At 69.1% G+C, this 13,641-nt stretch carries 10 protein-coding genes; 4 read left to right on the top strand and 6 right to left on the bottom strand.

Annotation, left to right across the window (positions count from 1 at the left end; genetic code table 11):
* Positions 1-23 precede the first annotated feature (23 nt).
* On the top strand, positions 24-1,457 hold the full coding sequence (locus A6I89_RS16225; protein WP_022597906.1) for a tyrosine-protein kinase domain-containing protein: 1,434 nt from the start codon (positions 24-26) through the stop codon (positions 1,455-1,457).
* Here A6I89_RS16225 and A6I89_RS16220 read toward each other — a convergent pair.
* Positions 1,425-1,940 carry an arsenate reductase/protein-tyrosine-phosphatase family protein gene (locus tag A6I89_RS16220; protein ID WP_022597904.1) on the bottom strand — a complete coding sequence of 172 codons (516 nt, stop codon included), beginning with the start codon at positions 1,938-1,940 and terminating at the stop codon, positions 1,425-1,427. The two genes, A6I89_RS16225 and A6I89_RS16220, sit on opposite strands and share 33 nt — an antisense overlap.
* Before the next feature lie 95 nt (positions 1,941-2,035).
* On the opposite strand from A6I89_RS16220, the gene A6I89_RS16215 reads away from it, so the two are divergent.
* Positions 2,036-3,211 (top strand): DUF7159 family protein, encoded by a 1,176-nt coding sequence (locus A6I89_RS16215; protein ID WP_022597901.1) that lies wholly within the window; start codon positions 2,036-2,038, stop codon positions 3,209-3,211.
* A gap of 10 nt (positions 3,212-3,221) precedes the next feature.
* Here the strand turns inward: A6I89_RS16215 and A6I89_RS16210 are convergent, their stop codons facing one another.
* The 4 genes from A6I89_RS16210 to A6I89_RS16200 form a co-directional block, all read right to left on the bottom strand.
* On the bottom strand, positions 3,222-4,538 hold the full coding sequence (locus tag A6I89_RS16210; protein ID WP_022597899.1) for a YibE/F family protein: 1,317 nt from the start codon (positions 4,536-4,538) through the stop codon (positions 3,222-3,224).
* 284 nt (positions 4,539-4,822) lie between these two features.
* Positions 4,823-6,085, bottom strand: coding sequence for a pyridoxal phosphate-dependent aminotransferase (locus A6I89_RS16205; protein WP_005517658.1), 1,263 nt, complete (start codon positions 6,083-6,085; stop codon positions 4,823-4,825).
* Between the two features lie 89 nt (positions 6,086-6,174).
* Complete coding sequence (locus tag A6I89_RS24675; RefSeq protein ID WP_005517660.1) at positions 6,175-6,342, bottom strand: hypothetical protein; 168 nt, start codon at positions 6,340-6,342, stop codon at positions 6,175-6,177.
* A gap of 96 nt (positions 6,343-6,438) precedes the next feature.
* Entirely contained in the window at positions 6,439-6,861 is a 423-nt protein-coding gene (locus tag A6I89_RS16200) for a TIGR03668 family PPOX class F420-dependent oxidoreductase (RefSeq protein WP_022597898.1), read from the bottom strand.
* Between the two features lie 48 nt (positions 6,862-6,909).
* Here A6I89_RS16200 and A6I89_RS16195 point away from each other — a divergent pair, with 48 nt between their 5' ends.
* Together A6I89_RS16195 and A6I89_RS25035 are read left to right on the top strand one after the other, a co-directional pair.
* On the top strand, positions 6,910-8,859 hold the full coding sequence (locus A6I89_RS16195) for a dipeptidyl-peptidase 5 (RefSeq protein WP_044991412.1): 1,950 nt from the start codon (positions 6,910-6,912) through the stop codon (positions 8,857-8,859).
* Between the two features lie 394 nt (positions 8,860-9,253).
* On the top strand, positions 9,254-9,919 hold the full coding sequence (locus A6I89_RS25035) for a hypothetical protein (protein ID WP_044991411.1): 666 nt from the start codon (positions 9,254-9,256) through the stop codon (positions 9,917-9,919).
* A 242-nt stretch (positions 9,920-10,161) separates the two neighbouring features.
* Here A6I89_RS25035 and A6I89_RS16185 read toward each other — a convergent pair whose 3' ends face one another.
* On the bottom strand, positions 10,162-13,359 hold the full coding sequence (locus A6I89_RS16185) for a (Fe-S)-binding protein (protein WP_060934511.1): 3,198 nt from the start codon (positions 13,357-13,359) through the stop codon (positions 10,162-10,164).
* Positions 13,360-13,641: the final 282 nt, after the last annotated feature.

Here is a 13,641-nt window from a genome sequence, read left to right as displayed (position 1 = left end):
GAACAGGACGGGGAATCGAGCTCATGGAAGTACAGGACTACGTACGCATCGTGCAGTCACGGTGGAGGATCATCGCGCTGGCGACAGTCGTCGGTCTACTCGCGGCGCTGGCGGCCTCACTCGTGTCGACCCCGATGTATCAGGCGTCCTCCCGCCTGTTCGTCTCGACGGCGGCAGGCGCCTCGGTCAACGAGGCGTACCAGGGAAACCTGTTCTCGCAGCAGCGCGTCGCGTCGTACACCAAGCTCGCAACGGGCGAGGATGTCCTGCAGGACGCCATCGAATCGCGCGGTCTCGATCTGACTCCGTCGGACCTCGGTGGACGTGTGAAGGCCACCGCAGTTCCGGACACCGTGCTGTTCGACATCTCCGTCCTCGACGCGAAGCCGGAGCTCGCCCGGGATCTGGCGGACGCCATCGCCGCGCAGCTGGTCGTGAAGATCGAGGGTCTCGAAGCGCCGGCAGCCGGCGTCGAACCGGTCGCGCGAGCCACGGTCGTCGAAGCGGCGAAGACCCCTTCGAGCGCCGTGAGCCCCAAGACGAAGCGGAACGTGGCCCTGGGCTTCGTCGTGGGTCTGCTCGCCGGTATCGCCCTGGCGATCGTCCGCGATCGTCTCGACAACACCGTCAAGTCCCGCGAGGTGCTGGACGACCTCGCCGGCGTCGGGCTGGTGGGCTCGGTGCCGTTCGACAAGGAGCGTGAGCAGAAGGCGGCCATCGCCTTCCACGACGGCTACTCGGGCAGTGCGGAAGCGTTCCGCGAACTGCGCACGAACCTGCAGTTCCTCGAGGTCGACAATCCGCCGCGAGTTCTCGCGATCACCAGTTCGCTTCCGGGCGAGGGCAAGACGACCACCGCCATCAACCTGTCGCTCGCCATCGCAGAGGCTGGCTACTCGGTGGCTCTGGTCGATGCCGACCTGCGTCGCCCCCGGGTGGCCAAGTACCTGGACCTCATCGGCTCGGTCGGACTCAGCACCGTCCTCGCCGGTCAGGCGGACCTGGACGACGTCCTGCAGTCGTCCGCCTACCCGAACGTCTCGGTTCTCGCGTCCGGTGCTCTGCCGCCGAACCCGAGCGAGCTGCTCGGCTCCACGCATGCCGAGAAGCTGATCGCCGATCTGCGCTCCCGTTTCGACTTCGTCGTGATCGATGCGTCGCCGCTGCTGCCCGTCACCGACGCCGCGGTCCTCGCGGTCAAGGTCGACGGTGCACTCGTGGTGGTCAGGCACGGGCAGACGAAGAAGGAGCAGGTGACCCGAGCGGTCGGAAACCTGCGCAGTGTGGGTGCGACGGTACTGGGCACGATCCTCACGATGACCCCGTCGAAGGGCAAGGGCGCCTACGAGTACTCGTACTATTACGACTCGGATGCACCGGTCCAGAAGATCGAAAGCCCTGCGACGCAGGTCAGTCCGGCTCCGCTACCCGTCCAGGCGGGGAAGCAGGTCCAGTAGCGCCGACTCGATCCGGCTACCGACGTCCCCGAACACGATCGCGCTGCGGCCGATCGGATCGGGGACGTCGGTCGTTTCGGGCCGGCCGACGGACCCCCGCGCTGCCGACAGCTCGGCTACCGTTCCCCGGCCGAGGGCTCGGGCGATGTGCGCCGCCTCCAGCAGCGTGAACGTGCGTTTGAGGTGACGCGGGCTCAGTTTGAGGACGGCGTCGCGATGCTCTTCCGTCATCGTGAGGACCAGATCCGCCGACGACGCCACGGCCGGATTGATCTGCCGTGCAACGAAACCGTCGGGCGATCCCCCCAGATCGGAAAGAACCTGCGCGGCTTTGGGTTCCATCGGCGATCCGACGACCGCGCGGGTACCTGCGCTGGCCACGGTGAGGTCGATGGTGTCGGAACGTGCGGACCACGCCGAAGCGAGCCTCTCGGCGATGGGCGACCGGCAGATGTTTCCGGTACACACGAAGAGCAACTGCATGACGCTGAGTGTAGGTCCGACTGTATAGACTCGGCTCGTTCAGTTCGCACCGGGTTCGAGCGTCCACCGGGTGCGCCCTCGATCGAAGGCGGCTCATGGGTGGGGTTCTGGGAGTGTCGGTGGGATCCGGGTTCGTCCGGATCGTGCGCCGCCCGTCGCCCGGTGCCCACAGCGCTGCCGGTCTGCGCGAGTGCCGGACGCTCGTCGTGGGCGACCACGACCCGGAGAAGCTGGCTGCGGAAGCGGTCGGCGTGCTGCTGGCGGGCGACGAGGACCCCGGTTCGGCGGACGCCGTCGCCATCGCCTACACCGACGAGTCGCAGGCCGCCGCCTTGGACGCCGCGATGCGGCGCGAGGGCGTCGCCGACTACCGGCTGATCCCTGAGCTGTCCGCCGTTCTCGAGCAGTTGGCCGCGACCGGGTTGCTGTCCGGGCTGGGTGCCGTCGTGGTGCTCGACCTGGGGTACGCGGGATCGACGGTGAGCGTCGTCGACGTGGAGTCCGGCACCGTCCGCGCCACCGAGCGGACCGCCCTGTGCGTCGCGGAAATCGGGGGAGTGGTCGACCTCGCCGACGAACTGCTGACGCAGACGGGGTGCGGCGCCGACGCGGTGGTACTCGTCGGCGGCGGGGCCACCGCCGCTGCGATCCGCGAGCGCGTGGCCGACCTGGCGGGGCTTCCCGTCGTCGTGCCGGAGGACCCCGAGTTGTCGGCGGCGTCGGGCGCCGCGATGGTCGCGAGCAGCGCCCAGGCCCCGGCGGAGTCGTCGCTGCGACCGACAGCGCATCGACGGACAGGGCACCGACCCGGCGCGCGTCGCCGCGGCTCTCGCCGCGCCGTGTCCCGCCGTCAGGTGCGCAGCGCCGGGGCGGCCGGGGTAATGCTCGCCCTCCTCGCCGTCATCGGTTTCGGGCTGGGCTACGGCAGAACCCTTTTCGGGTCCGCGCCGGACGAATCGGCGGGCAAGCCGGTGACCTCGTCGGTGACGATCGCGAGTGCACCGCCGTCGGCGCCTCCGTCGAGCCCGGTGGCCACCCCCGAATCCCTCCCGGTGGAGGCGCCGCTCCTCGCGCCGCCGGCCGGCAGTCGGCCGGTTGCGAACGGCGCACCCCGGCAGAGCCCGTCCGCGCAACCGGCTCCGGATCCGCTGGGGACCGTGCTCGACGCCCTCCCCGGGCTGCCGAACCTGCCGCCGCTTCCCCCGCTCGATGCGCTACCGCCGCTCGAATCGTTGCCGCTGCCGCCGATCCCGCAGATCCCGGGGCTCTGACGCTCGACGGTCAGCGTGCGTGGCGTCCGCCGCGGCGTCGTTCGGATGGGCTCGCCGCGCTGCGCGGGCGAGCAAGTAGCGCCGCGATCGCGGTCGTGAGCGGCACCGAGAGGGCGAGCGCGATGCCACCCACCGACGAGCGAACGATCTCGATCGCGACGGCGTCACCCGTCAGCACGTCCCCCATCGAGCCGCCGGCCACGCTGAAGAGCAGTAGCAGGGGGAGCGCGCCACCGGCGTACGCGAGCACGAGCGTGTAGACGGTACTCGCGATGTGGTCGCGTCCGACCCGCATCGCCGACGCGAAGATGGTTCGTCGCGTGGCGGATTCGTCCATCGACGCGATCTCGAACGCGGCGGAGGCCTGTGTGATCGTGACGTCGTTGAGGACGCCCAGCGATCCGATGATGAACCCGGCCAGCAGGAGCCCGGTGATACTCACGTGCTGGATGTAGGCCTGGACGTCGGCGTTCTGCTGCTCCGAGAGACCGGTCAGGTGCGTCATCCGGATCGCGATCACCGAGAGCACCGCCGCGACGAGCATGGATGCGAGCGTGCCGAGGAGGGCGGAACTCGTCCGTAGGTTCACCCCGTGGGCCAGGTAGAGCACCGCGAACAGGATCGCGGCCCCCGATACGAGGGCCACCGGCATGGCAGGTTTGCCGTCGAGCAGTGCCGGGAGGGTGAACACCACCAAGACGCCGAACGCGATACCCAGGCCCAGCAGCGCGCGCACGCCCCGCCATCGCGCGACGGCGACGATCGCGACGACGAACGCGGCGACGATCAGGAGCAGCGGGAAACCCCGGGCGTAGTCGTTGAACGAATAGATCGGCGCACCCGACGAATCCGTCTGTCGCACCAGGCGGAGGTGTTCGCCCACATTCAGATTCGGTTGTCCGGGTCCGGGCACGATCTCGAGGAGTGTGCGGGTGCCGGCGTGGGGGCCGGAGTCGATCGTCACCACGCTGCGGTGGCAGTCGAACCCGGCGCCCGCGTCCGGTGCCGGGGCGGGATCGCCCGGGAACGCCCGTCCGGCGGACGGGCTGCCGCACGGTGCGATGTCCTGTGCGACGACGGTGCCGGCTTCCGTGGTCACGGCGCCGCCGCCCGCGTTCTGGAAGGGCAGCGGGATGTCGATCTGTTGTTTGTTCGGCCACAGGAGGACGGCCCCGGCGACGGCGGCGATCGCGATGGCGGCGAGCAGGCCGACGACTACGCGCGCCGCGGTCGGCCCGACTGGGGCCGGGCCGTCGAAGTGCCCATGCCCGTGTCCGTGGCCACGGTCGGGACTCCGGTCACGACGGGAGAACAGTTCGGGGGTCATCGAATTCGTCTCCGCACCGCACCAGGCTAGCGAGGACGTCGGTAAGCGTCGGTGGCGGGGAGCAGGGGGGGTCGTCCCCGCCACCGGTACCTCGTCGCCCAGGGGGGGGAGGGGGCAAGACGAGGCGCTTACGGGCACCCGAGGGTGCCAATCGGTCAATCTACCTATACCGCAGCAATCCTGCAGTATTGGGGGGTCGTTTTTTCGTGTCGTGTCAGCGTGTAACGAAACGCCGCGGACCTCCCGCCCGGGATCGGGCCCGGACGGGACGTGCGGCGCGGCTGTTACTGCTTGTAGCTCGACAGGAAGTTGCCGAACCGCTCGATCGCCACCGCGAGGTCACGCGCCCACGGCAGCGTGACGATGCGCAGGTGGTCGTGGTTCGGCCAGTTGAAGCCGGTGCCCTGGACCATCAGGATCTTCTCCTGCAGCAGCAGGTCCTGGACCAGCTTCTCGTCGTCGTGGATCTCGTACACGTTCGGGTCGAGGCGCGGGAACGCGTACAGCGCACCGCGCGGCTTCACGCACGAGACGCCGGGGATCATGTTGAGCCGCTCGAACGCGACGTCTCGCTGCTCGAGCAGACGCCCGCCCGGCAGGATCAGATCCTCGATGCTCTGGTGCCCGCCGAGCGCCACCTGGATCGCGTGCTGACCGGGGACGTTGGGGCACAGGCGCGTCGACGCGAGCAGGTCCAGGCCCTCGAGGAAGCCGGCCGCGTGTTCCTTGGGTCCGGTGATCGCGACCCAGCCCGAGCGGTAGCCGGCGACGCGGTACGCCTTCGACAGCCCGTTGAACGTCAGACAGAGCAGATCGGGAGCGAGCGTGGCCAACGAGATGTGCTTGGCGTCGTCGTAGAGGATCTTGTCGTAGATCTCGTCCGCCAGCAGCAGCAGCTGGTGCCTGCGGGCCAGGTCGACGAGCTGTGTGAGGACCTCCGCCGAGTACACCGCGCCCGTCGGGTTGTTCGGATTGATGACCAGCAGCGCCTTGGTCTTGTCGGTGATCTTGGACTCGATGTCCGCGATGTCCGGGTTCCAGTCGTTCTGCTCGTCACACAGGTAGTGCACCGGTGTGCCGCCGGACAGGCTCGTCATGGCCGTCCACAGCGGGTAGTCCGGCGCGGGGATGAGCACCTCGTCGCCGTCGTCGAGCAGGGCCTGCATCGTCATCGTGATGAGCTCGGAGACGCCGTTGCCCAGGTAGATGTCGTCGACATCCAGCTCCGGGAACCCGGGCACCAGCTCGTAGCGCGTGACGATCGCACGGCGCGCCGAGAGGATGCCCTTCGACTCCGAATAGCCCTGCGCGTAAGGCAGAGCCGCGATCATGTCGCGCATGATCACGTCGGGGGCCTCGAAGCCGAACGGCGCCGGGTTGCCGATGTTGAGCTTGAGGATCCGGTGCCCCTCCGCCTCCAGCCGCGCGGCGTGCGCGTGTACCGGCCCGCGGATCTCGTACAGCACGTTCTGCAGCTTGGTGGACTGCTCGAGAGCGCGATGCGGCCGGCGGGGACGGGCGGGTTCTGGAGTGCTCACGGCCTCCATACTTCCACTCGAGCGCAAACGGATATCGGAGGGTGCGTTCGGGCGCCGTCGGGAACGTCACAAACGTCGCAGGTGCGACGCGGTCGGGGTCAGATGCAGATGGGATACACCAGCGATCCCAGCGGGATGACGAGGCACAGCCCCACCGACCCCTGCGCGGGTGTCGCTTCCTCTGCCGATGCAGCCGGTGCGGCGAACGCGGCGAGCGAGAGCATCATCGCGAGCGCGGCGAGAATTCCGGCAATCCTGCGTGTCATGAGAAGACCGTCCTTCCAGGACGAAATACAGACAGGGTCCTTCCATCGTGAACCCGATGTGCCCTGTGTCACAAGGGCGTGCGATGCCCGAATGGGTCAGGACGCCGACCATTCACGCCAACCGGACACCCGCACTTCGATCACGGGGCCGGTCGGTCGCATCGACGCGTACTGGTGGTACTTCGCCACCAGCGCGTCGATCGCCGCGACCCCGACGTCCGAATCGGGTTCCAGCACCTCGCCGGTCCCGTCCACGCGGATCCACCACAGCCGCGACCAGTCGTCGTCGTAGTGGTCCACGAGCAGGCTGACCCGGCCCGTTGCCGCGATGTTCGCCAGCCGACGCAGGCGTCGGGTGGACTTCGGCTTGTCGTCCACCGCCGTGAACACGACGTCCCCGACCGCGGCGAACACCACCGGCACCAGGTGCGGGCCGCCGTCCGCCGACACCGTCGCCATCCGCGCGACCGGTGCGTCCACGAACCGTGAGGGCAGGGGCCCGGGCATCTCGGGAGCCATGTGGAAACGCTACGTGGTGGAGGCACGCTCGTGGCTAGGGTTGTGCACATGACGTCTGCCGCAGCCGCAACTGCTCCCTACGGATCCTGGATCTCGCCGATCAGCGCCGCCGACCTAGCTGCCAGCGGACACCCGGTGGACGGTGGTCGGTTCGTCGGCGAGCAGGTGTGGTGGTCGGAACTGCGCCCCACCGAGGGGGGACGCACCGCGATCCGGCGGCGCAGCGACGACGGCGATGTCGTCGACGTCCTGCCCGCACCGTGGAACGCGCGCACCCGCGTCCACGAGTACGGCGGCGGCGCGTGGACCGTCACCGGCGACGGGGTGCTGGTGTTCGCCGAGTTCAGCGACCAGCGGCTGTACCGATTCGACCCGCGCACCGACGTCGCCCCGGTCCCGATCACGCCGCTCCCGTCCGTCCCGGCGTCGGATCGCTACGGGGACCTCGCGATCGTCGGCGACGAGGTGTGGTGCGTGCGCGAGCGCCACGGGGTGTCGGCGTCACCGGTGCGCGACATCTGCGCGGTGCCGCTCGACGGATCGGCCGCGGTCGATACGGCGGCTGTGCGGTCGATCGTCGGCGGCTCCGACTTCCTCGCCTACCCGAGGCTGTCGCCGGACCGCTCGCACCTCGCATGGATCGCATGGAACCACCCGCAGATGCCTTGGGACGGAACCGAACTGCGCGTGCTCCGCCTCGACACCGGTGAGGTCGACGTGCTCCTCGGTGGGACCGAGGAATCGGTGCTGCAACCCGAGTGGATCGACGACGAGACGCTGCGCGTGATCAGCGACCGCAGTGGATGGTGGAACCTGTACCGCGTCAATCTGTTCGGTGAGGTCGCGCCGGTCCGCCCCATCGATGCGGACTTCGGTGCGCCACTGTGGCAGTTGGGGGCGGTGTGGCACGTCGAGCTCGACGCCGGCACCGTCCTGACCACGCGGACCGTCGGGACGGACACGCTCGCGTTGCTCGACCCGGCCACCGGTGCGCTGCGCGACATCGAACTCGAGGACATCTCGTCGGTGCAGATCTGCGACACCGACGGACGTCGGATCCTGTTGCGCTGCGGCGGCGCCCGCGTCGCCTCGGGTCTGCGACTGCTCGACCTCGGTGTCGGCACGCTCACCGACGTCCGGCTGTCGGTCGACGACCTGCCGGACGTCGAGTACCTCCCGGAAGCGCAGGCACTCACCTTCGAGGGCCCCGAACGCGAGGTCCATGCGCTCGTCTACGCCCCGCGCAACCCGAACTTCGTTGCACCCGAGGGTGAACTGCCGCCGTACGTCGCGTTCGTGCACGGCGGCCCCACCGCGCACGTCGCGCCCGCGGTGCATCTGGTGTACGCCTACTTCACCAGCCGGGGTATCGGCGTTGTCGACGTCAACTACGGCGGGTCCAGCGGCTTCGGGCGCGAGTACCGTAACCGGCTGCGCGGGCAGTGGGGTATCGTCGACGTCGAGGACACCGTCGCGGCCGTCCGCGGCCTCGCCGACGCGGGCCTGGCCGACCCCGACCGTCTCGCGATCGAGGGCGGCTCGGCCGGAGGATGGACGGTACTGTCGGCGCTCACCACCTCCGACGTCTTCGCGTGCGGCGTGTCGTACTACGGCGTCGCCGAACTGATGGAGTTCGTCAAGGAGACCCACGACTTCGAATCCCGGTACATCGACGGCCTCATCGGTCCGCTGCCCGACGCCGCCGACCTGTACGTCCGGCGCGCGCCCGTCAACAACGTCGACGGTCTGTCGTGTCCGGTACTGCTGCTGCAGGGCCTGTCCGACCCGATCGTCCCGCCGTCGCAGGCCGAGCGATTCCGTACCGCTTTGCTGGACAAGAAGATTCCGCACGCATACCTCGCCTACGAGGGTGAGGCGCACGGATTCCGGCGCGTCGAGACGATCGTCAGCGCCCGCGAGGCCGAGCTGTCCTTCTACGGGCAGGTGATGGGCTTCGAGACGCCCGGGGTGCCGCGGCTGGAGCTGTGGCGGCCGTAGGTCGGGGGTGATCACCGCCGCTGCACACACTCTTTGTCGGCATCACACGTGCATTCGATGGTGAAGCGGTGTGTGGTGCGGGCAGGATGTGTGTGATCCGGTCAGCGCCTCGGCGTGTGTTCGACGCGTCCAGTGGGTGGCGGTGAGAGCCGGGCCCGGCGAACGGCGTCGAGGATCCGGCGGGCCACCACGCCGGGGACCTCGAGCTCGTCCCAGGTCCACCGCGCCACGCCACCTGCCAGCCGGCGTCCCGGATGGCGTCCTCGCGAACCTTCTCCGCCCACACCACGTCCGCCGGGACCTGTCCGTCGGGGACCAGCCGGCCGTACTTGCCGCGGCCGTCGAACTCGCCCACGACAGCGCACTCCTCGAACAGGAAGTCCACACGTCCCAGATGATCGCCGTCGGCCGAGTAGAGGTTGGGCTGCCACTCGGGGACCGGCAACTGCTCGCGCAGCATCAACACCCGGCTGCGGGATTCGCCGACGCTCTCGGACCGGCCGTCGAGTTGCGCGAGGATGCGGTGAACGCGCTGCCGTCCCGCGTGGGGGGGCAGCGAGTTCGCCGCAGCAGCAACGTCCTCGGAAGTCAGTCCCGCCGCGTGGAGCGCATGATCGCCGGCGACGACGGCCTGCTCGAACGGCAACGTTCGTGCGAGGTCTGCCACCGTCCGGCCCACGGTCGTGACGGGCAGTCCGTCGACGTCCGCGATCTCCTCGGGTCGAAGCACCGCGGAGTGGACATGACGATGCCGGGTGCGTCGCCCACCGGTGGGACGGTTACGAGTCAGATGTGTGACGGACAGTGGTGTGTTCCACAGGTCCAGGCCGTGGACGACCGCCGCCGATTGGTGGCTGAGGACAGCGTCGGCGGACGCCGCGCGCAGGGTTTCCACCGCCCGGAGCCGGTGTCGCTCGTGAGTGTCGAGAGCGTCGAACGCGTCCGCCGACGCGTATCGGCCCGGCCGGATCCGCCGCCACGCCCCGGTGCGGCACTGCCGTTGCAGTTGATGGTCGGCTGCCCCGCGTTGCAGGGCCTCGGAACGTCGAATGATGTGTGAGTCCACTCCGGCATCGTGCCGTCGACGCGGCCGGTAGAACGGCCGTCCGTGCGGGTTCCCGGGCGAGCCTGTGGATAGGCGCGGAGCTGTGCACAGCGTGGACCCACACACGTTCTGCCGGGTTCACACAGGCCTTCCGCAGCGAAACCGTGTGTGACGCCAGGAAAAGGTGTGTGGTGCTGGGGGGAGCGCGGACACGAAAGCGCCCCCACCGCGAACGGTGGGGGCGCTGACGTGGGGAACTACTTCTTGCGGCCGGGAGCCTTCGCGCCGGCCTTGAAGCCCAGTGCACCGGGCTTGGCCTGCGGCGGAGGCGGAGTCGACTCCTCCTGCTTCGGCGCGGGCGCCTCGGCAGCGGGAGTCTCGGCAGCAGGTGCCTCGACCGGTGCGGCCTCGGCCTGGGGCTCGGCGGGCTCGGGCTCGGTGGCCGGCTCAGCCGCCGGGGCAGCCGGAGCCGGTGCGGCCGGGGCGGCCTTGCGGGCGCCCGGAGCCTTCGCGCCGGACTTGAAGCCCAGTCCGCCTGCCTTCGCCTGCGGGACCGGCTTGGCCTCGGCGGGCGCCGCCGGTGCCTCGGCTGCCGGAGCGGTCGAAGCTTCAGGTGCCTCGGGCTCGGCTGCCGGAGCGGCCGCAGCAGCAGGTGCCTTCGCGCCCGGAGCCTTCGCCCCACCCTTCATCTGGAGGCCCTTGCCGCCGGGTGCCTTGGCTCCGCCCTTCATGGCGAGTCCGCCGGGCTTGGCGGCCGGTGCTGCGGGTGCAGCCGGTGCTTCGGCGGCGGGTGCCTCGGCCGCGGGAGCAGCGGGAGCCGCAGGTGCCTTCGCGCCGGGAGCCTTGGCGGCGCCCTTCATCTGGAGGCCCTTGCCGCCGGGTGCCTTGGCCCCGCCCTTCATGCCCAGTCCGCCGGGCTTGGCGGTCGGCGTCGCCGGCGCTTCGGCAGCGGGAGCAGCGTCGGCGGCAGGTGCAGCGGCCTCGGCCTTGGCACCCGGAGCCTTGGCGGCGCCCTTCATCTGGAGGCCCTTGCCGCCCGGTGCCTTCGCGCCGGGAGCCTTGGCGAGGCCCTTCATCTGCAGGCCCTTGCCGGCGGGAGCTGTCTGCGCGGACGGGGTGGCCGCAGCCTCCTCGACCTCCTGCACCCGCTCGGCTTCCTTGACCTCGGCGACGGCCTCGGCTGCCGCCGGTGCGGCAGCGACCGGCGCCTTCTCACGCTGCTCGACCTTGAGGTTCGCGGTGAGCTGCGTGGAATCGAGGCGCGTGACGGTCTCGAGCATCATCTGCGCGACGTCGACAACCTCGACGCCCTCGCCCTGGCCCTGCTCCTGACGGGCGGTGACGCCGTCGGTGAGCATGACGCGGCAGAACGGGCAACCCGTCGCGATCTTCTTCGGCGAGGTCGTCAGCGCCTCGTCGACGCGATCGATGTTGATGCGCTTGCCGAGCTGCTCTTCCATCCACATGCGGGCGCCACCGGCACCACAGCACATGGACCGCTCGCCGTGACGCGGCATCTCGTTGAGCTTGGCGCCGGACGCCTCCATCAGCTCACGCGGCGCGTCGTACACCTTGTTGTGACGGCCCAGGTAGCACGGGTCGTGGTAGGTGACGTCCTCGTTCAGCTTGGCGACCGGAACCAGCTTCTTGGCCCGGACCAGGCGGTTGAGCAGCTGCGTGTGGTGGACCACCTCGTAGACGCCGCCGACCTGGGGGTACTCGTTGCCGAGCGCGTTGAAGCAGTGCGCACACGTGACGACGATCTTGCGCTTGCTCTCCGGGGTGCCGTCGAACACCGCGTTCAGGGTCTCGATGTTCTGCATCGCGAGCTGCTGGAAGAGGAACTCGTTACCGGCACGGCGAGCGGAGTCACCGGTACAGGTCTCCTCGGCACCGAGGACCATGAACTTCACGCCGGCGGTCGCGAGCAGCTCGGCGACGGCCTTGGTGGTCTTCTTCGCACGGTCCTCGTAGGCGCCGGCGCAGCCGACCCAGAACAGGTACTCGTAATCCTCGAAGGAATCCGCGTCCTGGCCGTAGACCGGGATCTCGAAGTCCATCTCGTTGATCCAGTTGAGCCGGTCCTTGGAGTTCTGGCCCCACGGATTGCCCTTGTTCTCGAGGTTCTTGAACAGACCCGCGAGCTCGGACGGGAACTCCGACTCGATCAGCACCTGGTAGCGACGCATGTCGATGATGTGGTCGACGTGCTCGATGTCGACCGGGCACTGCTCGACGCACGCGCCACACGTGGTGCACGACCACAGCGTCTCGGGGTCGATGATGCCGCCGAGTTCGCCCTCTACCGACTCGCCCACCAGCGGACGCTCGGCCTCGGCGCGGGCAGCTTCGGGAATCTTGGCGAGCGCGGCCTCGTCGGCATTGCCCTCGGCGTCGACCAGGCCGACCTCGTCGCCGCCCATGTCCTTGCGGCCACCGGCCAGCAGGTACGGGGCCTTGGCGTAGCCGTGGTCGCGCAGCGACATGATGAGCAGCTTCGGGGACAGCGGCTTGCCGGTGTTCCACGCGGGGCACTGCGACTGGCAGCGACCGCACTCGGTGCACGTCGTGAAGTCCAGCCAGCCCTTCCACGAGAAGTCCTCGACGCGCCCGGCGCCGAGCGTGTCGGTGTCGGGATCGACGTTCTCCATGTCGAGGGCGCGGCCCTTGGACATCATCGGCTTGGCAGCGCCCAGGGCGACGCCGCCGTCGTCCTCACGCTTGAAGTAGATGTTCGGGAACGCCGAGAAGCGGTGCCACGCGACGCCCCACGTGATGTTGCGGCCGACGACGAAGAGCCAGATCATGCCCGACATCAGCTTGACGAACGCGAAGATCGAGACCATCACGGCGCTGGCGGGCAGCAGCTTGGCGACCTGCATCGTGAAGAAGTCGGTCCACGGGTTGGAGTGGCCGGTCATCGCGATGCGGCCGGCCTTCACCAGGATCATGCCCAGGCCCTCGAGCAGGACGACGACCTCGACGAAGTACGCCGGCGTGAACTTGGAACCGGCGAAGCGCGACAGCCGCTCGGGGATGCGCGGATGGTTGAGCTGACGGATCACGATCAGCGTCAGGATGCCGACCACGGTGCCGATACCCAGGATCTCGTCCCACAGGTGCCACACCCACGTGTTGCCGAACAGCGGCCAGTGGAACGTCGGGTCGAAGGTCTGGCCGTACGCCTCGAACCACAGGGCTGCGCCGCCGAGGAAGCCGATCATGACGAGCCAGTGCGCCCAGCCCACGGTGCGGAACTTCTGCATCCGGGTGTGCGCGATGAACTCGACGATCATCTGCTTGAAGCGGGGGAAGAACGGGCGCCAGCGGTCGGGCGCGGACTGCCCGATCTGCACGGTCTTCGCCATCCGCCAAGCTCCGCTGAGGAACGAGGCCCAACAGACGAGGCTCAGCAGTACGCCGACGGTGCCCAACGTAATCGTCAGGGCATTCATGTCGAAGCCTTTCGTTTCGGGGCAGCACGCGTGCCGCCTGTGGGTCAGCCCACAGATCGTAACCGCTCACAAGTTACTCGCCGGTAACTTGCAACATCTACTAACCGGTAACATAGCGCGAAGCGTCGTTTCCTGCATCTTCTGGTTCCTCGATGCGGCGCGCCGTGGCCGTTGGAGCCTTCGATCCGGGGTCGCGGCGGGGGCTGGCCGTCGCGACTCGGAGTCGTATTCAGTTAACGGTATGCGGTGCTATGTGGCTGGTGTCGCACAGGATGTCCTAAC

The organism is Prescottella equi (assembly GCF_002094305.1).
Taxonomy (GTDB): domain Bacteria; phylum Actinomycetota; class Actinomycetes; order Mycobacteriales; family Mycobacteriaceae; genus Prescottella; species Prescottella equi.
Note: the sequence above shows the minus strand (reverse complement) of the source record. Positions and strands in the feature narration are given on the sequence as shown.

Excerpts from the sequence above, each read along its gene's own strand:
- A6I89_RS16225 (WP_022597906.1), top strand. The coding sequence starts at position 24 with ATGGAAGTACAGGACTACGTACGCATCGTGCAGTCACGGTGGAGGATC.
- A6I89_RS16220 (WP_022597904.1), bottom strand. The coding sequence starts at position 1,940 with ATGCAGTTGCTCTTCGTGTGTACCGGAAACATCTGCCGGTCGCCCATC.
- A6I89_RS16215 (WP_022597901.1), top strand. The coding sequence starts at position 2,036 with ATGGGTGGGGTTCTGGGAGTGTCGGTGGGATCCGGGTTCGTCCGGATC.
- A6I89_RS16210 (WP_022597899.1), bottom strand. The coding sequence starts at position 4,538 with ATGACCCCCGAACTGTTCTCCCGTCGTGACCGGAGTCCCGACCGTGGC.
- A6I89_RS16205 (WP_005517658.1), bottom strand. The coding sequence starts at position 6,085 with ATGGAGGCCGTGAGCACTCCAGAACCCGCCCGTCCCCGCCGGCCGCAT.
- A6I89_RS24675 (WP_005517660.1), bottom strand. The coding sequence starts at position 6,342 with ATGACACGCAGGATTGCCGGAATTCTCGCCGCGCTCGCGATGATGCTC.
- A6I89_RS16200 (WP_022597898.1), bottom strand. The coding sequence starts at position 6,861 with ATGGCTCCCGAGATGCCCGGGCCCCTGCCCTCACGGTTCGTGGACGCA.
- A6I89_RS16195 (WP_044991412.1), top strand. The coding sequence starts at position 6,910 with ATGACGTCTGCCGCAGCCGCAACTGCTCCCTACGGATCCTGGATCTCG.
- A6I89_RS25035 (WP_044991411.1), top strand. The coding sequence starts at position 9,254 with ATGATCGCCGTCGGCCGAGTAGAGGTTGGGCTGCCACTCGGGGACCGG.
- A6I89_RS16185 (WP_060934511.1), bottom strand. The coding sequence starts at position 13,359 with ATGAATGCCCTGACGATTACGTTGGGCACCGTCGGCGTACTGCTGAGC.